Origin of the sequence: Streptomyces sp. H27-H1, assembly GCF_026627445.1 — a bacterium.
In the GTDB taxonomy this organism is placed as follows: domain Bacteria; phylum Actinomycetota; class Actinomycetes; order Streptomycetales; family Streptomycetaceae; genus Streptomyces.
In genome coordinates, this window is the sequence record NZ_JAPNLJ010000023.1 from 45,041 (window position 1) to 64,544 (window position 19,504).

Here is a 19,504-nt window from a genome sequence, read left to right on the forward strand (position 1 = left end):
CTGAGCGCCGACCCGTACTCATGGATGAGTACGGGTCGGCGTGGGGTAGTCCACGTGCAGGGGTGGGGAGTTCGCAGTCATGCCACCGAGGAAACGAGCAAGGCCGAACGCGACGACCATGAAGATGGTCGGCACGCAGGTGGCCGCGGCCCGAACCGCCAAGAACCTGACGCAGAAGCAGCTCGGAGAGCTGGTCCGCCTGGACGCGGAGACCATCGCCTCGATCGAGCAGGGGCGGCGGGCGCTGATGCCGAATGTCGCGGAGCTGATGGATCGGCACCTGGGGCTGCCGGGGTTGCTGACGGTCGCCGCACACGGGATGCCGGAGGTCGACGCGACGCCCCCGTGGGCGGAGGAGTACATGGACCTGGAGTACACCGCGATCGCCATCTCCTGGTTCGACAACCAGGTCGTGCCGGGTCTGCTCCAGACGGAGAGCTACGCCCGGGCCGTGTTCGGGTGCCGCGTCCCGGCTCATCCGGAGGCGGAGGTCGAGGCGCTGACCGCCTCGCGGATCGCCCGCCAGGAGATCCTGCGCCGCCCCACTCCGCCGACCCTGAGCTTCGTCGTCTGGGAAGCGGTACTCCGCGATCGGCTCGGCGGCGACGCGGTGTACGCGGAGCAGCTCCGGCACCTGCGCGCGTGCGCCGGTCTGCCGGACGTAACCTTGCAGGTGATGCCGCTGGGGCGGACCTCTCATGCCGGTCTAGACGGTCCGTTCATCCTCTTGGAAACCCCAGATCACCAGCACCTTGGCTACACCGAAACCCAGCGAGGCAGCCAGCTCGTCTCGGCCCCGGATGAGGTCAGCATCCTGGCGCGCAAGTATGCAATGCTGCGGACCCAGGCCCTCAACACCGAGCAGACGCGGGGCCTGTTGGACCGCCTGCTAGGAGAGACATGAGCGCCACGACCGCACTGCAGTGGTTCAAGTCCAGCTACAGCGGCAGCGAAGGCGGCGCCTGCCTGGAAGTGGCCGTCGCCTGGCGGAAGTCCTCGTACAGCACCGACGAGGTCGCCGCCTGCGTCGAGGTCGCCGCCTGCGCGACCCAGGTCCACGTCCGCGACAGCAAGGTCACCGACGGGCCGGTCCTGGGCCTCGCCCCCGCCGCCTGGGCCGCCCTTACGGAGTGGACCGCTCGCTGATCAGTTCGGCCAGGCCGTCCAGCAGGCGGCCCAGGCCGAAGCGGAACTGGAAGTCCGGCTCGTCCGAGCCGGTGAACGCCGAGGACTCCAGCAGCCGCGTCACCGCCGGGTGGCTCTCCGGGTCGGTCAGCAGCCGCAGCATGCGTACGTACTGGCCCACCACCTGGTCCGGTGAGACCCCGGACTTCACGATGGCGTCCATCATGTCCGCGGCCATGGTGGCCTCGTTCCATGCCGGGCTGGCTCCACGGCTTCGCCGACCACCAGCCGCTGACCCCGGTGATCGAATCCCTCCGAGCCCTGCTCCTGGCCCAGCCGGCGGGCGACGCCCCCTGGGTGGCCCTGGCGTGGTGCGTGGCATCGGTGTGGTGTCCGTGGCCCTGGCGGCCGTCGTCTTCGAACGGCGGACGCGGTAGGTGAGCCGACCCCGGTGCGGCCCGTCCGTGGGGGTGGACGGGCCGCAGTGGGTGGGCCTCGGCCGTGGTGCGCCGTAGTGCGCCGCGGTGCGTCAGTGCAGGGGGTACGAGTGCCTGCCCGTTGCCGCGTCGATCTCCGTGTGGGCCTTCTGCAGCATCTGGGACGCGATGTCCATCAGCGCACGCGCACCCGCGATCTCTTCCCCGACCCGCAACTGCTCCGGGTCCGAGGGGTGGCGCATGGCGTAGCCGTGCGCCCTGATCTCGGAGCCGTCTCCGAGTCTGACCAGGGCCGCCGCACTGGTGCGGTGGCCTTCCTCGGTGAATTCGAGATCCACATGCCACCCGACGAGTGTGGACATGATCCATCACCTCCAGGGTTCGGTTCACCCTGCTTCCAGGGTGCTCCCGGGGGGCGGGCAGCGCGCGGCGGGGGGTGGGGTGGGGGCTCGGCTTCGTCAGGGGTCGGGGGGATCCCGGGAGGTGGAGGGGTGAGGAGCGGGCACGTCGGCGAAGCAGGAGGCGTCTTCGGCCGCCTGCGCAGCCGGTGGGCGGGCGCTACACCTTTCGCGTGACCTTGGGGCGCAGCCGATCGCTACACAGTCGCGCTCGGCTCAGCGGCCGACCACCGTCTGTGGCCCCAGACGTCCAGGCTTGGCCGGTGCGGGTCCGTGAGGTGCAAACGATCAGTTCTCGGAGTGGGAGGACGACTGGGTCGTCTCCAGGTGTGCTGGGGCTCGCGGCCTTGATGGGGAGCCTTGATGGGGCCTTTTATGGTGCCCTGGTGCGGCCCTGTGCGTGGAGGAAATGACAAAGGCAAGGAGAGTTCTCTCCTTGCCTCTCTCAATTTATAGCGGGGTGGGGGGGCTTGCCGCAAGGGGCGGGGGGCGGCGCAGAATTGCCGATCTTGGCCGTCGACAAAGGGATGTCGCAGTGACTGATCAGTACGTGTTGGATCTTCGAGACGTCGATGCGGCGCAGGTCCCGGCCGTCGGGGGTAAGGGTGCGCACCTGGGTGGGCTGTCGCGGATCGAAGGGATTCGCGTGCCCGAGGGCTTTTGTGTGACGACGGATGCCTTCCGGCGGGTCATGGCGCGGGAGTCTTCGATCGGTGGTCAGCTCGATCGGTTGGCGCGGGTGGCCGCCGATGACCGGGAGGGTGTCCGTGCGCTCAGTGCGGAGATTCGGCGGACCATTGAGGGGATTGCCATTCCCGGAGATCTGGCAGCGGCGATCACTCGTGCGCTCGACGAAGAGACGGCGTACGCGGTCCGGTCCAGCGCGACGGCAGAGGATCTGCCCACGGCCTCCTTCGCCGGGCAGCAGGACACGTACCTCAACGTCGTGGGGGCGGCGGCGGTCCTGCGGCACGTCAGCCGATGTTGGGCGTCGCTGTTCACCGAGCGGGCCGTGACCTATCGGCAGCGGAACGGCATCGACCACCGGACGGTCCACATGGCCGTCGTCGTGCAGCGGATGGTCTTCCCGGATGCGTCCGGGATCCTGTTCACGGCCGACCCCGTCACCGGCAACCGGAAGGTCTCCACCGTGGACGCCGGCTTCGGCCTCGGCGAGGCCCTGGTCTCCGGCCTCGTGAACCCGGACGTCTTCAAGGTGCGCGACGGTGAAGTCGTCGCCAAAGCGATCGCCGCCAAAGAGCGTGCCGTCCTCGCCCTGCCGGCGGGGGGTACGCAGGAGGTGGCGATCGATCCGCGGCGGCAGGAGCTGCCCGCGCTGACGGATGCGCAGGTCCTGCGGCTCGTGGAGCTCGGGCGGCGGATCGAAGGGCACTTCGGGTGCCCGCAGGACATCGAATGGTGCCTGGTCGACGACGACTTCCGGATCGTTCAGAGCCGGCCGATCACGACGCTGTTCCCCATTCCCGCGAGCGGGGACGGGGAGAACCACGTCTACGTGTCCGTCGGCCACGGGCAGATGATGACCGACCCCATGAAGCCCCTGGGGTTCTCCATGTGGCAGCTGACCGCCATGGTGGCGATGCACGAGGCCGGCGGCAGGCTTTTCGTCGACGTCACCCGGCGCCTCGCCGCGCCCACGGCCCGCGCCGCGATCCTGGACGCCATGGAGAAGGGTGACCCGCTGATCAGGGACGCCCTGGAAACCGTCCTCGACCATGACGGCTTCATCCCTTCCCTCCCAGACCCGGCTCCCGCCGGCCCGGCGGCCGCGCCCACCCCGATCGAGACCGATCCGGCCGTCGTCACCGCACTGATCGAACGCAGCCGGGCCTCCATCGCCGCCCTGGAGCGCGACATCCGTTCGAAGACCGGACCCGCGCTCTTCGACTTCCTGCTGGAGGCCTTCGAGGAGCACAAGCAGGTCCTCAGTGATCCGCTGAGCATCCAGGCGATCATGGCGGGCATGGAGTCCACCTGGTGGCTCAACGACAAGCTGCTGGAGTGGCTGGGCGAGAAGAACGCGGCCGACACGCTCACCCTGTCCGCCCCCGACAACATCACGTCCGAGATGGGACTCGCGCTGCTCGACGTAGCGGACGCGATCCGCCCGCATCCCGAGGTGGTGGCGTTCCTGCAGGGCGTCAAGGACGACGGCTTCCTCGACGAACTGCCGAAGCTCGCGGGCGGGGCCGAGGCGCGCGACGCCGTGGAGGCCTACCTCGACCGGTACGGCATGCGCTGTGTGGGCGAGATCGACATCACGAGGCCCCGTTGGCGCGAGCGCCCCGCCACGCTCGTACCCGTGATCCTCGACAACGTACGGAACTTCGCACCGGGCGCCGCAGCGCAGCGCTTCGAACAAGGCCGGCAGAAGGCCCTGCAGAAGGAACAGGACGTGCTCGCGCGGTTGCGCGCCCTGCCGGACGGCCCCCGGAAGGCCGACGAGACGAAGCGGATGATCGACCGGGTCAGGACCTTCATCGGATACCGGGAGTACCCGAAGTACGGCATCGTCAGCCGCTACTTCGTCTACAAGCAGGCCCTGCTGGCGGAAGCCGAGCGCCTCGTGGAGGCCGGCGTCCTCCCGGAGCGGGAGGACGCCTTCTACCTCACGTTCCAAGAACTCCACGACGTCGCGCGCTCGCACGAGGTGGACACCCTGCTCATCCTGCAGCGCAAGGAAGCGTTCCGGTCGTACCACGCGCTCACCCCGCCCCGGGTGCTCACCTCGGACGGCGAGAGCGTCACCGGGACGTACCGGCGCGACGACGTGCCACCCGGCTCCCTGCTCGGCGTACCGGTCTCCGCCGGGACCGTCGAGGGCCGGGCCCGCGTCATCCTCGATCTGGCGGAAGCCGATCTCGAAGCGGGCGACATCCTGGTCACGACCTTCACGGACCCCAGCTGGTCCCCCCTGTTCGTGGGAATCACGGGCCTGGTGACGGAGGTGGGCGGCCTGATGACCCATGGCGCGGTGATCGCCCGGGAGTACGGCCTGCCCGCCGTGGTGGGCGTAGAGCAGGCCACCCGCCTGATCCAGGACGGGCAACGCATCCGCGTCCACGGAACCGACGGCTACATCGAGATCCTGCCTTGACCCCCACCCCCACCCACCGAGCCGGACGGGATGGGCGACGGTCGCGGGCGGCCCATGCCCAGCCACAACCGGTGGTCCCCCGCTGAGCCGAGCGAAACGAGAACGGTCCTCGGCGGCCCATGCCCAGCCACAACCGGTGGTCGGCCGCTGAGCCGAGCGCAACTGCGTAGCGATCTGCTGCGCCCCAAGGTCACGGGAAAGGTGTCGGAACCGCCCGGGTGCCGTACACGCGACCGGAAACGGCCCCTGCTTCGCCGACGTGCCCGCTCCTCCCCCTCACTTCCCCCGGCCATCCCCCGGGGGGAACCCGGGAGTCTTGTGTTGTTCCGGGACGGGCCGGTCGGTCAAGGGTGGCCGAAGGCCATCGCGAAGCGACGCGACCGCAGGGAGCGCCCTTGAGGGACCGGCCCGGCACGGAATGACACTGGACACCCGGGCTCCCCCCGGAGCCCGACGCAGCCAGACCCCAACCCGCAGCCCACGTGTTCCCACCCCGGGAGCGTCGGCCGGTCAAAGGGCCGGCCGGTCAAAGGGCCAGCCGGTCAAAGGGCCAGCCGATCAACCGGCCAGTCAGTCAGCGGGTCACCCGGTCACCCGGTCACCCGGTCCCCCGTCACTCGATGCCCTGCGCGAAGCGGAAGAAGCGGTTGGGGTCGTAGGCGCGCTTGACCGTCCGGAGCCGCGTGTAGTTCTGGCCGTAGTAGGCCTGGCGCCAGTTGGTCAGGGCCGGGTCCATGTAGTTCTGGTACGACCGGTGCATCGAGTACGGGTCCATCGTGGTGAAGCCGTTGTCCACCCATGCCTGGCCGCGGTCCTTGTCGTCCTGGCTGAGGTCCGGGCGGGTGAGGCCCACCGTGTAGCCGGCGTTGAAGAGCGTGTCGCGGTGGACGAAGGCGGTGGCGGTCGGTGCGACGTCGTTGATCTTCCCGGCATAGGCGAAGAGGCCCATGAAGCGGAACTGGCCGGGGCGGGCATCGGCCGTGAAGGCGCCGAGGGCCGCTTCGGCGGCGGTCCGGGTCCATCCCTGGGAGAAGAACATGTTGCGACCGGTCGAGTAGTTGTCGCGGGGAAGCTGCGCGTCGGGCGAGTAGCCGACCCGGTGGCACTCGGTGACGGTCTTGGTGCCGCAGCCGAAGACGTTCATCATCGCCTGCTGGTACGGCCGCTCGACGACCTCCCGGGTGGCGCTGGGGCGGCCGACGGCGGCGACGAGCTGGTCGAGGACCCGGTCGCAGTCGGCCTTCGGGCCGGCGTAGCCGCCGGTGAGGACGACGTACGGCTCGGTGCCCGCGGGCGCGTCGGTGGAGAGCAGGAACAGCAGCTCCGAGGAGAGCTCCCGCGGCGCGGTGGCGATCCAGTCCTGCCAGGCCAGGATCACCTGGACGGCGTCCGCCCAGCCGAAGTTCAGGTTGTAGGTGGTGAGGGTGGGGATCCGGACTGGCCGCACCTCGAAGTCGGTGACGACGCCGAAGTTGCCGCCGCCACCGCCGCGCAGGGCCCAGTACAGGTCGGGGTGCTCGTCCTGCGAGGCGCGTACGGTGCGGCCGTTGGCCAGTACGACGCGGGCGGAGACCAGCCGGTCGGCGCCCATGCCGAACTTGCGGGCCGCGAAGCCCAGTCCGCCGCCCTGCAGCCAGCCGCCCACGGCGACGGTGGCGCAGGTGCCGGACGCCACCTGGATGCCGTAGGGGGCGAGCGTGTTGAGGACGTCGACGCCCTGGCTGCCGGGTCCCAGGTGCACGGTGTCGCCGGGGCGGACGCTGTTGAGCTGCGAGACGTCGATGACCAGACCCGGGGTGGTCGAGTAACCGGCCTGGCTGTGGCCGCCGCTGCGCACCGCGGGGGCGAGCTCGTAGTCCTGGGCGAAGCGTACGCACGCGGCCACGTCGGCCTCGCTGGTGCAGTAGGCGATGGCCTGCGGGTGGATCGCGTCGAACTGGGCCAGCTGGAGCTGCTTGGCCGTGTCGTACGCCGCGTCGGACGGCAGGACGAGCCGGCCGGTCAGCCGGCTCTGCAGGGTGTTCCAGGGGATGACGGCGGCGGCCTGGGCGACCACCAGGCCACCCGTGCCGGCGGTCAGTGCGGCAGCGGCACCGACACCGGCTCCTGCGCGGATGAGCGAGCGCCTGCTGAGCACGTGGACCACGCTCCGTTCCGTCCTGCGTACAGGACAAGGGCGTCCTGGCGTGCAGGACGGACAAGGTCGTTGAGTCCTCGCAGCTTCGGTGAGGGGCACCGGATCGCGGGACGGGCCGGGCCGTAGTCCGTCACAAACGGCACGGGGCTCGGGCCGCGGCGAGCTGACGGAGTCGTCGCGCGGCCCGTCGGGCGGCCGCCGGGCGGTGCCTATGGTGACGCTCCAGATCAATGAGCAGGGGTGATCGTCCGACATGGGCACGTTGCGTTGGCTGACCGCGGGAGAGTCGCACGGACCGGCGCTGGTGGCGACGCTGGAGGGTCTTCCCGCCGGCGTTCCGGTCACCACCGGGCTCCTGGGCGAGCACCTGGCACGAAGGCGGCTCGGCTACGGCCGCGGCGCCCGGATGAAGTTCGAGCAGGACCAGGTGAGCTTGCTCGCCGGGGTGAGGCACGGTTCCTCGCTGGGTTCGCCGATCGCCGTGATGATCGGCAACACGGAGTGGCCGAAGTGGGAGAAGGTCATGTCGGCCGATCCCGTGGATCCCTCCGAGCTGAAGGAGACGGGCCGGAACGCGCCGCTGACCCGGCCGCGGCCGGGCCACGCCGACCTCGCCGGGATGCAGAAGTACGGCTTCGACGAGGCCCGGCCGATCCTGGAGCGCGCCAGCGCCCGGGAGACCGCCGCGCGGGTCGCGCTCGGCGCCGTCGCGCGGTCCTTCCTGGCCGAGGTCGCCGGGATCGAGATCGTTTCGCACGTCGTGGAGCTGGGCACGGCCAAGGCCCCGTACGGGGTCTACCCGGTCCCCGGTGATGTGGAGAAGCTCGATGCCGACCCGGTGCGCTGCCTGGACGCGGATGCTTCCCGTGCGATGGCCGCCGAGATCGACCAGGCCCACAAGGACGGCGACACGCTCGGTGGCGTGGTGGAGGTGCTGGCGTACGGGGTCCCCGTGGGACTCGGCTCGCACGTCCACTGGGACCGCCGGCTCGACTCCCGTCTGGCCGCTGCGCTGATGGGGATCCAGGCGATCAAGGGCGTGGAGGTCGGCGACGGCTTCGAGCTGGCCCGGGTGCCCGGGTCCCGGGCGCACGACGAGATGGTCGCCTCCCCGGAGGGGATCAAGCGGACGTCCGGGCACTCCGGCGGTACCGAGGGCGGGCTGACCACCGGCGAACTGCTGCGCGTACGGGCCGCGATGAAGCCCATCGCCACGGTGCCCAACGCGCTCGCGACCGTCGACGTGGCGACCGGTGAGGCGGCCGCCGCGCACCACCAGCGGTCCGACGTGTGTGCCGTGCCGGCCGCGGGGATCGTGGCCGAGGCGATGGTGGCGCTGGTGCTGGCCGACGCGGTGGTGGAGAAGTTCGGCGGGGACTCGGTCCCCGAGACCCGGCGCAACCTCCGGTCGTACCTCGACCACCTGCGGATCCGGTGAGCGGCAGGCCGTACGTCCTGCTGTCGGCCGCGATGAGCGTGGACGGGCGGCTCGACGACGCGAGCCCCGACCGGCTGATGCTGTCCTCGCCCGAGGACTTCGACCGGGTGGACGCCGTACGCGCGTCCTGCGACGCGCTGCTGATCGGCGCGAGCACGGTACGCAAGGACAATCCGCGGCTGCTGGTGGGTGATCCGGGACGGCGCGCGAAGCGCGTCGGACGGGGCCTGCCGGCCGATCCGCTCAAGGTCACCGTCACGGCGTCGTCCTGGCTCGATCCCGGGCTGCGGTTTTGGCACTGCGGCGGCGCGAAGGCGGTGTTCACCGTGGACGCGAGTGTGGAGCCGCTGCGCGAGGCGCTCCACGGGCTGGCGGAAGTGATCGGTGTGGGGCCCGAGCTGGACTGGGCCCGGGTGCTGGAGGAGCTCGGCCGCCGGGGTGTGGAGCGGTTGATGGTGGAGGGCGGTACGTCCGTGCACACGCAGTTGCTCGCCCTGGACCTGGCCGACGAGCTGCAGATCGCCGTGGCTCCGCTGCTGGTGGGCCAGGAGGGCTCGCCGCGGCTGGTGGGCGGTGGCGAGTTCCCGGGCGGGCCCGCTGCCCGGATGAGACTGCTGGACGCGCGGGTGGCGGGCGACGCCGTCGTACTGCGCTACGCGCCGAAGGAGCGTGCGCTGTGACGCCGTTGTACTTGTCGGACGAGGAGTGGATGCGGCGGGCGATCGCCCTGTCGCGCAAGTGCCCGCCCAGCCCGGGTGCGTACTCGGTCGGCGCGGTGCTCGTGGACGGCGGCGGGACGGAGCTGGCGTACGGGTACAGCCGCGAGGGCGACGCGACCGTGCACGCGGAGGAGTCGGCGCTGGCCAAGCTCGCGCCGGGCGATGCCCGGCTGCGGTCGGCGACGCTCTACTCGACGCTGGAGCCGTGCTCGGAGCGGCGTTCGCGGCCCGATCCGTGTGCGCGCCTGGTCATCGCGGCCGGGGTGCGGCGGGTGGTCATCGCCTGGCGGGAGCCGGAGCTGTTCGTGGCGGCCTGCTCCGGCGTGGCCGAGCTGCGTGCGGCCGGCATCGAGGTGGTGGAACTGGCAGGGCTCGAGAAGGCCGCCCGGCAGGTCAATGTCCACCTGCTGGGACCGGGTTCGGGGCAAAGCTGACGTACTCGCCCATCCGGAGTTGATCTTTTGGAGGGCTCTGTAAAAGGTGGGGTCTAACCGCGCGGGACCGCGCCGTCCGTCACCGGTACGGCCGGGGCACCGCCGCACACTTCCGGAGGTATTTCCATGTCCGAGCAGCTCCGCGTCGCCGTCATCATCGCCAGTGTCCGTGAGGGCCGCTTCGGCCCGATCATCGCGAACTGGTTCACCGGTGTCGCCGGCCAGCGCGAGAACCTCACCATCGACGTGATCGACCTGATCGAGCACGACCTGCCCAACCAGCTGTCGCAGGCGCCGTCGGACGAGGTCAAGGCCATACTGGCCGGCGTCTCCCCGCGGCTGGCCGCAGCCGACGCGTTCGTCGTGGTCACCCCGGAGTACAACCACTCGTTCCCGGCCTCGCTGAAGACCCTGATCGACTGGCACACCACGGAGTGGCAGGCCAAGCCGGTCGGCTTCGTCGGCTACGGCGGTCTCGCGGGCGGTATGCGCGCCGTCGAGCAGCTGCGCCAGATCTTCGCGGAGTGCCACATGGTCACCGTCCGCGACACCGTCGGTTTCCACGGCCCGTGGGGCCAGTTCGACGAGCAGGGCAACCTGATCGACCCGACCCAGGCGGACGCCGCGGCCAAGACCCTCCTCGACTCGATCGAGTGGTGGGGCACCGCGCTGAAGGCCAAGAAGGCCGTCGGCCCCTACGGCGGCTAACCGTCGCACCCCCTCCCGGGGTGCGCCGCAACCCTGGAGCAACGATGAGTCACCGAACGGCCTTTCCGCAGTTCGCCCACCGGTCCTCCGGCCGAGTCGCCGACCGAGTCGCCGACCGGTCCACCGGCCGCGCTCCGGCCGCTTCCCGCGGTACGGCGGGCCCCGCCCCGGCGGCGGGGCCGTCCGTGGTTCCCGTGGTGGCGGCCATATCCCTGCTGGGGATGCTCGTGGTGGGCCAGCTGTACGTGGCCATCCCGCTGCTGCCGGACATCGGGCGGGCCTGGGGGGTGGACCAGGCGTCGGCCACGTGGGCGACCTCCGCGTACGCGGCCACGTACGCGATCACCTCGCTGTTCAGCGGGGCGTTGGCCCGGCGATTCGGCACCCGGGCGGTGCTCGTGGCCGGCGTGAGCGCGCTGGCCGCGGTGACCGCGTGCGTGCCGCTGGCCGAGTCGTTCGACGCGGGGCTGGCCCTGCGGGCCGGGCAGGGCCTGTTCGCCGGTGTGTACGTCCCGCTGGTGTACGCGTACCTGAACGCGCACGTACCGGCCTCCAAGTTGCCGACCGCTCTGACGATCGTGTCCGCCTGCATGGCGGGCACGATCGTCGCCGGTCAGGTGGAGTCGCAGTTGCTGGCCGCCGTCGTCGGCTGGCGGGGCACGTTCTGGGTGACGGCGCCGCTGCTGCTGGCGGGGGCCCTGATCCTGCGCCGGGTGCTCGATCCGGTCGATCCGAGCGAGGGCGTGGACGCCGCCTCCCGGGCGGGCGCCGGCCGCAGGACGCTGTGGGCGGGCCTGCTGCCGATGTACATCGTCGGCTTCACCTGCTCCAGCACCATGACGGCCGTCTACACGAGCGTGCAGCTCTACGGTCCGGCCGAGCTGGTCGGTGACGGCCAGGCGATGCTGACCCTGCGCGCCACGGCGATCCCCGCCCTGGTGCTGGGCGTCCTCGTGGCTCCGCTGCTGGGCCGCATCCCCGCGCGGCCCCGCGGGGCCGGGGCCTTCGCCGTGGCGGCGGCCGGGATCTGCGGCGCCGGGCTGTTCGGCGGTACGGCCGCCGGGCTCGCCGGGGCGCTGTTCGTGTTCATGCTGGGTGTGGCCGCGATCGGTCCTGCCGTCGTGCAGGAGATCGGCGCGGCCGCGGGCACGGCCAACGGGGTCATGGCGACCGCCTTGTACGGTTTCACGCTCAACATCGGCGGTGGGGTGGGCGCACAGATCCCCCTGGCGTTCGGCGAGGTCAGGGGCGTGGGCCTGTTCATGTCGGCCATGCTCGGCGGCTGTGTGCTGCTGCTGGTGACGACGGGCCGCCGCCGGCGCCGGGCGGCCCGCGGCTGACGTCCTGGGCGGCCTCCGGTCGACGTCCGGACGGCCTCCGGCTGATGTCCGCGCCGCGGACCTGACGGACTTCCGCGCGGATCCGACGGACGCCCGCGCGGACCTGACGGACTGGGGCCGCCCGCCTCGGCAGGGCGCGGCGCACGGAACAGGATCGACCCAGAGCCCCGGCAGACGCAGACCGGATACGAGCGGGGGCGGTCGAAAGGGAGTTCCGTACGCCATGACGAACATCGCTGTCATCTACTACTCGTCCACCGGCTCCACCTTCAAGCTCGCCGAGGCGGCCGCCGACGGCGCCGCGAAGGCGGGCGCCGAGGTCCGGCTGCTTCGCATAGCCGAGATCGCTCCGAACGGTGAGGCGGCGGGCCGCGAAGGCTCCGCCGGCCACCAGGACGCCACCAAGGACATCCCCGTGGCGACGCTGGCGGACCTGGAGTGGGCGGACGGCATTCTGCTGGGCACCCCGGTGCACTTCGGTCTCGCGGCCCCGCAGCTGATGCACTTCATCAACTCCACGTCGAAGCTGTCGATCGAGGGCAAGCTGCTGAACAAGGCGGTCTCCGCCTTCGCGGCCGGCTCGGCGGCCCACGGCGGCCAGGTCTCCGCGATCCTCGCCCTGCACAACGCGATCACCCACTGGGGTTCGGTCATCGTCTCCACCGGTTCGGTCGACCCGGTGCTGTACAAGCCGAAGAACGGCAACCCGTACGGGGCTTCCGCCGTGGTCGGCGCCAACCCGGGCCAGGTGCCGGAGGAGAACCTGGAGGCCGCGGCCTTCCAGGCCCGCCGCACCCTCGAGGTCGCGTCCGTGATGAAGACGCTGGACCACTGATGATCAACGATGTGATGGTGTCGGCGTACCTGGCGCGGATCGGCTTCTCGCGCCCCGCGCGGACGGACCTGGCAACGCTGGCCGAGCTGACGGAACGGCACGTGCTGTCCGTCCCGTTCGAGAACCTCGACTACCACCTGGACCAGGACATCCACCTGGACGAGCAGGTCGTGGACAAGATCGTCCATCAGGGGCGGGGCGGTGCCTGCTACGAGGTGAACCCGGCCTTCGGAATGCTGCTGACGGCTCTCGGCTACCAGGTGGAGATCATCTCGGCGCGCGTGCACCGCGCGGGCGGACTCGGCGCTCCGCTGGGCCACCTGATGCTGCGGGTGACCCTGGACGGGTCGGCGTACCTGGTGGACGTGGGCTTCCGGCGCAACCCGCGGCGCCCGCTGCTGCTGGGGACCGAGGTGGTGCAGTTCGACCCGCATGGCGCATACGCCTTCGGGCCCGAGCACCAGGGCGAGTTCGACCTGGTGATGGACGGCGAACCGATGTACCGGGTGGACGGACGGGCGCGCGAGCTGGGCGAGTTCCGGCCTTCGCTGTGGTGGTTCCGCACCTGCCCCGACTCGCCGTTCATGCAGGACGTGTTCTGCTCGCTGCCGACGGTCGAGGGCCGGGTCACGCTGAAGGGCCGCACGCTGACGAAGCGCGTCCACGGCGAGTTCATCGAGGAGCACCTCTCCGATGACGTGGAGGTGTTCGAGGCCTACCACAAGTACTTCGGGCTGGTGCTGAACCGCCTGCCCGACGAGCCGGTGCGCCCCGAAGGGTCGCCCGGCGTCGCCGTCGAGTAGTCCCGCGCTCTTCCGTGCCCCCCTCGCACTCCCCCCGCACCCTCTCGCGCGCCTTTCCGTCCCCTCCGCACCCCCCACCGGGCACCTCCTTGCCATCCCTCAGGAGAGAACATGACCACGCTTGTCACCGCACCGGCCGAGCTTCCCAACGCGTTCCTGCACGCTTTCAACGCCCGCGACCTGGAGGCGATCGACCGCCTCTTCGAGCCCGGCGCGGTGCGCGTGCTCACCCCCGGGAACGTCGTCTCCGGCGACGGCCGGCGCGCGGCGACCAGCAGCTTCATGGCCCTCGGCATCCCGATGAAACTGTCGGTGCGCCACTGCTACGAGTACGGCGATCTCGCACTGCTGTTGTGTGACTATCTGATCAAGGGCGTCGCGCCGGACGGCACTTCCGTACTCCACGAAGGCACGGCCACGGACGTGGTGCGCCGCGGTGCGGACGGCGCATGGCGCTATGCGATCGACAACCCTCCGGGCATTGACCGCGAGACCGTCAATCCCTGATTCCCTCAAAGAGAGATTGAATAGCCGATGACCAACGTCGCGATTGTCTATTACTCGGCCACCGGAAACATCCACAAGCTCGCCGTGGCCGCCGCCGAAGCCGCGGAGAAGGCCGGCGCGCAGGTCCGCCTGCGCCGCGTCGCCGAGATCCAGGAGAGCACGCTCGCGCCCAACTACACCGCGTGGACCGAGGCGTACGAGGAGCACACCGGCGGCAGCAGCCGTGAGGTGGAGATCGCCACGATCGACGACCTGGACTGGGCCGACGCCGTCATCTGGGGCACCCCCGGCCGCTACGGCGCGATGGCCGGCCCGCTCAAGCACTTCATCGACCAGACCTTCGAACTGCACGCCCGCGCGGGCCTGAAGAACAAGGCCATGTCCTCGTTCACCTCGACGGGCACCCAGCACGGCGGCCAGGAGTCGACCATCCTGTCGCTGTCGAACGTCTTCTACCACTGGGGCGCGATCATCGTGCCGCCGGGCGTCACCGACCCGATCCTGCTCGCGCCGAGCAACGGGAACCCGTACGGCGTGAGTGCCACGTCCGGCCTGCAGGCCGTGCCCGGCCAGCTCGCGCAGAACGTGACCGACGACAACCTCGCCGCCATCGGCTACCAGACCGTGCGCACGATGGAGATCGCCGCGGCGATCAAGCAGGGACTCAAGAAGTAGGACGCGCCAACGCGCAGGAAAAAGCCCGTAGTGGGGACTCCCACTACGGGCTTTTTCCTGTACGTTGCAGCCAATTCTCGCCACGATCGGTGACTTGATTTCACCGAGCTGACAGAGTCAAACGTCTGCTATTGGGCCTGCGGATCCCGGATGCGAACTTGAATCCATGCTCCGGATTCCGAAGAACAAGACGCCGCTCTATCTCGGCCTCATCGCCGAGGAGGCTGCCGCCCAGTTCGGCGCCAACACCATCACGCTCGACCGCACCATGGACGCCCTCCCCGAGGTCGGACAGGTCCTGACGGTCGCCACGTTCGCCGACCTGATAGCCGAGATGGCGAATCGTCTCTGGGCCACCGGTGTCCGGCCCAGCGACCACGTCGTCATCCACAAGACCAACAACTTCGACATCACGCTGTTCGCCTGCGCGACGTCCCGCATCGGTGCCGTCCCGGTGATGCTCTCCGCGCACCTCGACGGGGAGACCATCAACGCGCTGCTGCAGCGGCTGCCCTCCCCCACCCTCCTGACGGACGCCGCCAAGCTGACCGGCTCGCTCGCCGCGTCTGCGCTCACCGAGCTCACCGCGCGGGTCATCTCCGTCACCGAACCGGTCGAGGGCGCCATCACGCTCGCCGACCTGGCCGGCGCCCCCGAGCGCACGCCGGTGACGCTGCACCCCGACTCGCACGCGATCATGACCCACACCTCGGGAACCACCGGAATCCCGAAGCTCGTGGTGCACTCGGCCCGCTCCATCGGCTCGCGCTACCGCTGGCAGGACAAGGTCGTCAGCCTCCTGCGCCAGCGCGAACCCATCCTGATGCACGTCTCCTACGTGCACTCGCGCATGTACCCCGGCATCGCCGCGATGATGAAGCGCAACAAGCCGATGGTGTTCCTGGACGACGCCGAGCCCGCCAAGGTCGCCGACGCGATGGTCAAGTACCGTCCCGGCGTCTTCGAGACGCACCCCAACTCCTTCCTGGAGTGCGAGTCGATCCTGGACGACCCCCGCAAGCCGTTCAAGACCGTCCGCTTCTACAACTCCACCTTCGACGCCATCCACCCCGGCACGATGGACAAGTTCCTGCGCGCCTCGGAGCGGACGAACCCGGTCTTCCTCCAGGTCTACGGCCAGAGCGAGTGCGGCCCGCTGGTGGCCCGCCCGTACACCCGCACCACCGTCATGAAGGCCGACGGCCGCTGCCAGGGCTACTCGACCCCGGGCATCACCAAGTACCGCCTGGTCGCCCGCAACGGCAAGAAGCCCTCCCGCGAGAACCCCGGCTACATCGACGTGGCGACCGCGGGCCGCGCCCTGACCTACTACGGCGAGGCCGACCGCTTCGACAAGCAGGTCGACGGCGAGTGGTGGCGCGGCGGCGACGTCGGCTACCGCACCAAGTGGGGCTGCCTGCACCTGCTCGACCGCGAGGTCGACCAGATCCCGACCATCCACTCCACCCTCGAAGTCGAGGACACCGTCCTGCACCGGCTGCCCGAGCTCACCGAGCTCGTCATCGTGCCGGGCCCCCGCCAGGAGCCGGTGCCGGTCGTCTGCACCAAGGGCGACGCACCGCTGGACCTGGCCCGCTGGAGCCGCGCCATCGCCGACCAGTCGGACATGGCCGACCCCATCCAGATGAAGCTGGCCGAGCTGCCGCGCACCGCCACCGCCAAGATCAAGCGCCTTGAGCTGGCCCGCCGGCTGGCCGACCAGGTGACGCACGAACTGGCCTCCTGAGCCCGCGCGCCGCCGCTCGGCGCGCATCCCCTGAACCACTCCGCACGAACCCGCACGAACCCGCACGAACCCCTGAACGCCCACATCCCCCGACCCGACCCGGGAGCCGTACACCATGTCCACCCAAACAGAGGGCAAGCGCAAGCGCCTCGGCCTCATCCTGGCCCTGCTGGCCTTCGCCCAGCTGATCATCTCCATCGACTACAACATCGTCTACGTGGCCCTGCCCGACATCGGCTCCGGTCTCGGATTCTCCGCCCAGAACCTCCAGTGGGTCGTCAGCGCCTACGCCGTCGCCTTCGGCGGATTCCTCCTCCTCGGCGGCCGCGCCTGCGACCTCTTCGGCCCGCGCCGCATGTTCGTCCTCGGACTCGCCCTCTACGCCGGCTCCTCGCTGCTCGGCGGACTCGCCGGCTCCCCCGAGGTGCTGATCGCCGCCCGCGCCATCCAGGGCATCGGCGGCGCCTTCCTCTTCCCGGCCACCCTCACCCTGGTCTCCACCAGCTTCGCGGAGGGCAAGGAGCGCAACCGCGCCTTCGCCGTCTGGGGCACCGCCGGCGGTAGCGGCATGATCGTCGGCTCGCTGCTCGGCGGCGTGCTCACCGAGTCCCTCGGCTGGGAGTCCGTCTTCTACGTCAACGTGCCGCTGGCCGGCATCGCCGCGCTGCTCGCCTTCCCGCTCATCCAGCCCGACGCCGCCCGCAACAGCAGCCGCAGCTTCGACCTGCTGGGTGCGCTGACCTCCACCGTCGGCATCACCTCGATCGTCTTCGCCCTGGTCCAGGGTCCGGAGTCCGGCTGGACCGCCCCGGTCGTCCTCGGCGCGCTCGCCCTCGGCATCGTCCTGCTCGTCGCGTTCTTCATCATCGAGAAGAAGTCCGACGACCCGCTGCTGCCGCTGAGCCTCTTCGGCAACCGCAACCTCACCACCGCCGTCGGCGTGACCTTCTTCTACATGGCCAGCTTCGGCACCCTGCTGTACTTCCTCACGGTCTACTTCCAGGGCGTCCACGGCTACAGCCCGCTGGAGACCGGCCTCGCCTTCCTCGTTCCGATGGTCGCCATCGCCATCGGCGCCCAGACCGCGGGTGGCCTCGCCACCAAGCACGGCATCCGCGCCATCATGATCGGCGCCATGATCATCGGTGTCGTCGGCACCGCCATCGTCGGCCTGACCATGGCGACCGACGCCTCGTACTGGGCCCTCGTCCCCGGCCTGCTCATCATGGGCCTGGGCCAGGGCGCCGGCTACACCCTGATGTTCGGTGCCGCCGCGATCGGCGTCGCCCCCCAGGACCAGGGCATCGCCTCCGGTGTCGCCTCCACCACCCAGCAGATCGGTGGCGCCGTCGGCCTCGCCGTCCTGGTCGCCATCGCCAACTCCGGTCTGGAGGGCCAGACCGGTGACGCCCTGCGCGCCGCCACCACCGACGGCCTGCGCACGGCGGTCTACATCGCCGCCGTCGGCATCGCCATCGTCGCGGTGATCGCCCTGGGCCTGAAGAAGCCCGAGCCGCAGGCGCAGGCCGAGCCGGCCGCCGAGCGCCAGCCGGAGTCCGCCGGAGTCTGATCCCTCGGGTTCACCTTCGACGCACAGCACGGCGAGAGCCCCTACCCCGCCGGGTAGGGGCTCTCGCCGTTGTCGCGCCGTGGCGTTGTTCCCTTGCTGCGTTGCTGCGTTGCTCCGTTGCTCCGTTGCTCCGTTGCTCCGTTGCTCCGTTGCTCCGTTGCTCCGTTGCTGCGTTGCTCCGTCGTGGAGTCGAGCCGGGCCCTCGTGCCCCGGGCCCGGACGCCGGAAAGGGGTGCCCCGGCGTTCGGGACACCCCCTGGGGGAAAGGCGGAGCGGCGGCGGTTCGGCCCGACCCGGTTATACGGAGGCCAGCAAGGAGTCGGCGGAGTCCGGGAGTTCGCGGCCCAGCAGGGAGCGCAGCAGCGGGTAGGCCGCCGCGTCGCCGGCGAGGATTCCGCCGAGCAGGCTCTCCCCCTCGGAGTCGAGGACGAGCTTGGCGTAGACGTCGCCGCCCGCGGATTCCCGTACGAATTCCAGCGCGCCCGGGGTCTGCGCGTGGGCGTCGCCGAAGGAGGCGACGTCCACGCCCATCAGCTTGAGCTTGGTGGACATGTCGGCGCCCGGGAAGCGGGTCGGGCCGTCGTCGAGCAGCTGCCCGGCGACGGCTTCGGCCATCCGGTAGCCGGGGGCGACCAGGCCGTAGCAGCGCCCTTCGACGGCCGCGCACTCGCCGATGGCCCAGATGTACGGATCCTCCGTACGGCAGTGGTCGTCGACGAGGAAGCCGCCGCGCTCACCGCGCGGCAGGCCGGCCGGGCCGGCCAGGGAGTCCTGGGGGCGGACACCGGCGGAGAAGACGACCAGGCCGGTCTCGATGGACGTACCGTCCGCGAAGACCAGGCGGGCCACGTTCCCGTCCGGACCGGCCTCTATGTGGCTGGTCGCGGCGCCGAGGTGGGTGGTGACGCCGAGCCGGCGGACGAGCCGGTCGAGCACGCGGCCGCCGCCCTCGTCGACCTGGACGGGCATCAGCCGCGGAGCCATCTCCACGACGTGCGGGGTCAGCCCCAGCAGCCGCAGGCCGTTGGCGGCCTCCAGGCCGAGGAGACCGCCGCCGATCACCACACCTGTCGTGGTGCGGGCGGCGGCCTCACGGATGGCGTCGAGGTCGTCGAGGGTGCGGTAGACACAGGCCCCGGGCAGCTCGCGGCCGGGCACCGGCGGGACGAAGGGCACCGATCCGGTGGCGAGTACGAGGGCGTCGTAGGCGAGGTGGCCGCCGTCGGCCAGGGCGACGGTACGGGCCTCGCGGTCAACGCCGACGGCCCTGGCGGAGTGTCGGAACTCCACCAGGGCGTCGTCGAACAGGGCGGGATCCACGAGGCTCAGCTCGGCCGGGGTCGTGCCGTCCAGGGCGGACGAGAGCTTGACCCGGTCGTAGGCGGGGTGTCTCTCCTCGCCGAGGACCACCACCCGCCAGGTTCCGTCCCGGTCGCGGGAGCGGAGCTCCTCCACGAGGCGTTGGCCGGTCATGCCGTGTCCGATGACGACGAGAGTGCGGGGGGTCATGCGG

At 70.7% G+C, this 19,504-nt stretch carries 16 protein-coding genes and 2 pseudogenes; 14 read left to right on the plus strand and 4 right to left on the minus strand.

All coding sequences use genetic code 11. The features are described 5' to 3' along the window. Positions 1–118: 118 nt before the first annotated feature. Positions 119–904 carry a helix-turn-helix domain-containing protein gene (locus OTB20_RS24130; RefSeq protein ID WP_267820534.1) on the plus strand — a complete coding sequence of 262 codons (786 nt, stop codon included), beginning with the start codon at positions 119–121 and terminating at the stop codon, positions 902–904. Continuing rightward, on the plus strand, positions 901–1,146 hold the full coding sequence (locus OTB20_RS24135) for a DUF397 domain-containing protein (protein ID WP_267820535.1): 246 nt from the start codon (positions 901–903) through the stop codon (positions 1,144–1,146). Before OTB20_RS24130 ends, OTB20_RS24135 begins: the two co-directional genes overlap by 4 nt. Here OTB20_RS24135 and OTB20_RS24140 read toward each other — a convergent pair. Then, positions 1,124–1,363 carry a hypothetical protein gene (locus OTB20_RS24140; RefSeq protein ID WP_267820629.1) on the minus strand — a complete coding sequence of 80 codons (240 nt, stop codon included), beginning with the start codon at positions 1,361–1,363 and terminating at the stop codon, positions 1,124–1,126. The two genes, OTB20_RS24135 and OTB20_RS24140, sit on opposite strands and share 23 nt — an antisense overlap. An 11-nt stretch (positions 1,364–1,374) precedes the next feature. On the opposite strand from OTB20_RS24140, the pseudogene OTB20_RS24145 reads away from it, so the two are divergent. After that, positions 1,375–1,562: pseudogene (locus OTB20_RS24145) on the plus strand (ABC transporter permease); the annotation flags it as partial. A gap of 92 nt (positions 1,563–1,654) precedes the next feature. Here OTB20_RS24145 and OTB20_RS24150 read toward each other — a convergent pair. Next, positions 1,655–1,924 (minus strand): DUF1876 domain-containing protein, encoded by a 270-nt coding sequence (locus OTB20_RS24150; protein ID WP_267757228.1) that lies wholly within the window; start codon positions 1,922–1,924, stop codon positions 1,655–1,657. A gap of 571 nt (positions 1,925–2,495) precedes the next feature. Between OTB20_RS24150 and rph the strand changes: the two genes are divergently transcribed. Continuing rightward, entirely contained in the window at positions 2,496–5,078 is a 2,583-nt protein-coding gene (gene rph / locus OTB20_RS24155; RefSeq protein ID WP_267820537.1) for a rifamycin-inactivating phosphotransferase, read from the plus strand. Positions 5,079–5,691: 613 nt separating this feature from the next. On the opposite strand, the gene OTB20_RS24160 is transcribed toward rph, so the two are convergent. Further along, positions 5,692–7,215 (minus strand): FAD-binding oxidoreductase, encoded by a 1,524-nt coding sequence (locus tag OTB20_RS24160; RefSeq protein ID WP_267820539.1) that lies wholly within the window; start codon positions 7,213–7,215, stop codon positions 5,692–5,694. A 253-nt stretch (positions 7,216–7,468) separates the two neighbouring features. Between OTB20_RS24160 and aroC the strand changes: the two genes are divergently transcribed. The 10 genes and pseudogenes from aroC to OTB20_RS24210 all read left to right on the plus strand — a co-directional run bounded on the left by aroC (position 7,469) and on the right by OTB20_RS24210 (position 17,991). Beyond that, positions 7,469–8,653: a chorismate synthase gene (aroC, locus tag OTB20_RS24165; protein WP_267820540.1), complete on the plus strand. Its 1,185-nt coding sequence runs from the start codon at positions 7,469–7,471 to the stop codon at positions 8,651–8,653. A 32-nt stretch (positions 8,654–8,685) separates the two neighbouring features. Further along, a pseudogene (locus OTB20_RS42860) lies at positions 8,686–9,806 on the plus strand (dihydrofolate reductase family protein). 126 nt (positions 9,807–9,932) lie between these two features. After that, the gene (locus OTB20_RS24175; RefSeq protein ID WP_267757232.1) at positions 9,933–10,514 is read left to right on the plus strand and encodes an NADPH-dependent FMN reductase; all 582 of its coding nucleotides are present in this window, start codon (positions 9,933–9,935) and stop codon (positions 10,512–10,514) included. A 44-nt stretch (positions 10,515–10,558) separates the two neighbouring features. Next, positions 10,559–11,854 (plus strand): MFS transporter, encoded by a 1,296-nt coding sequence (locus tag OTB20_RS24180; protein ID WP_267820541.1) that lies wholly within the window; start codon positions 10,559–10,561, stop codon positions 11,852–11,854. Between the two features lie 223 nt (positions 11,855–12,077). Next, positions 12,078–12,689: a flavodoxin family protein gene (locus OTB20_RS24185; protein WP_267820543.1), complete on the plus strand. Its 612-nt coding sequence runs from the start codon at positions 12,078–12,080 to the stop codon at positions 12,687–12,689. Then, positions 12,689–13,492, plus strand: coding sequence for an arylamine N-acetyltransferase family protein (locus OTB20_RS24190; protein WP_267820545.1), 804 nt, complete (start codon positions 12,689–12,691; stop codon positions 13,490–13,492). Before OTB20_RS24185 ends, OTB20_RS24190 begins: the two co-directional genes overlap by 1 nt. 111 nt (positions 13,493–13,603) lie before the next feature. Beyond that, a complete protein-coding gene (locus tag OTB20_RS24195) occupies positions 13,604–13,999 on the plus strand; it encodes a YybH family protein (RefSeq protein ID WP_267757236.1) in 396 nt (131 codons plus the stop codon). Positions 14,000–14,026: 27 nt separating this feature from the next. After that, positions 14,027–14,674: an NAD(P)H-dependent oxidoreductase gene (locus OTB20_RS24200; protein WP_267757237.1), complete on the plus strand. Its 648-nt coding sequence runs from the start codon at positions 14,027–14,029 to the stop codon at positions 14,672–14,674. 166 nt (positions 14,675–14,840) lie between these two features. Then, positions 14,841–16,421: an AMP-binding protein gene (locus OTB20_RS24205; protein WP_267820547.1), complete on the plus strand. Its 1,581-nt coding sequence runs from the start codon at positions 14,841–14,843 to the stop codon at positions 16,419–16,421. 115 nt (positions 16,422–16,536) lie between these two features. Beyond that, complete coding sequence (locus OTB20_RS24210; RefSeq protein WP_267757239.1) at positions 16,537–17,991, plus strand: MFS transporter; 1,455 nt, start codon at positions 16,537–16,539, stop codon at positions 17,989–17,991. A 297-nt stretch (positions 17,992–18,288) separates the two neighbouring features. Here OTB20_RS24210 and OTB20_RS24215 read toward each other — a convergent pair whose 3' ends face one another. Next, positions 18,289–19,500, minus strand: a complete 1,212-nt coding sequence (locus OTB20_RS24215; RefSeq protein ID WP_267820548.1) for an NAD(P)/FAD-dependent oxidoreductase — start codon at positions 19,498–19,500, stop codon at positions 18,289–18,291. Between the last annotated feature and the right edge of the window lie 4 nt (positions 19,501–19,504).

What these genes read in the sequence shown, in the direction of transcription:
- OTB20_RS24190 (WP_267820545.1), top strand. Translation starts at nt 12,689, where the DNA reads ATGATCAACGATGTGATGGTGTCGGCGTACCTGGCGCGGATCGGCTTC.
- OTB20_RS24200 (WP_267757237.1), top strand. Translation starts at nt 14,027, where the DNA reads ATGACCAACGTCGCGATTGTCTATTACTCGGCCACCGGAAACATCCAC.
- OTB20_RS24130 (WP_267820534.1), top strand. Translation starts at nt 119, where the DNA reads ATGAAGATGGTCGGCACGCAGGTGGCCGCGGCCCGAACCGCCAAGAAC.
- OTB20_RS24150 (WP_267757228.1), bottom strand. Translation starts at nt 1,924, where the DNA reads ATGTCCACACTCGTCGGGTGGCATGTGGATCTCGAATTCACCGAGGAA.
- OTB20_RS24205 (WP_267820547.1), top strand. Translation starts at nt 14,841, where the DNA reads ATGCTCCGGATTCCGAAGAACAAGACGCCGCTCTATCTCGGCCTCATC.
- OTB20_RS24215 (WP_267820548.1), bottom strand. Translation starts at nt 19,500, where the DNA reads ATGACCCCCCGCACTCTCGTCGTCATCGGACACGGCATGACCGGCCAA.
- OTB20_RS24175 (WP_267757232.1), top strand. Translation starts at nt 9,933, where the DNA reads ATGTCCGAGCAGCTCCGCGTCGCCGTCATCATCGCCAGTGTCCGTGAG.
- OTB20_RS24140 (WP_267820629.1), bottom strand. Translation starts at nt 1,363, where the DNA reads ATGGCCGCGGACATGATGGACGCCATCGTGAAGTCCGGGGTCTCACCG.
- OTB20_RS24185 (WP_267820543.1), top strand. Translation starts at nt 12,078, where the DNA reads ATGACGAACATCGCTGTCATCTACTACTCGTCCACCGGCTCCACCTTC.
- aroC (WP_267820540.1), top strand. Translation starts at nt 7,469, where the DNA reads ATGGGCACGTTGCGTTGGCTGACCGCGGGAGAGTCGCACGGACCGGCG.
- OTB20_RS24135 (WP_267820535.1), top strand. Translation starts at nt 901, where the DNA reads ATGAGCGCCACGACCGCACTGCAGTGGTTCAAGTCCAGCTACAGCGGC.
- OTB20_RS24195 (WP_267757236.1), top strand. Translation starts at nt 13,604, where the DNA reads ATGACCACGCTTGTCACCGCACCGGCCGAGCTTCCCAACGCGTTCCTG.
- OTB20_RS24180 (WP_267820541.1), top strand. Translation starts at nt 10,559, where the DNA reads ATGAGTCACCGAACGGCCTTTCCGCAGTTCGCCCACCGGTCCTCCGGC.
- OTB20_RS24210 (WP_267757239.1), top strand. Translation starts at nt 16,537, where the DNA reads ATGTCCACCCAAACAGAGGGCAAGCGCAAGCGCCTCGGCCTCATCCTG.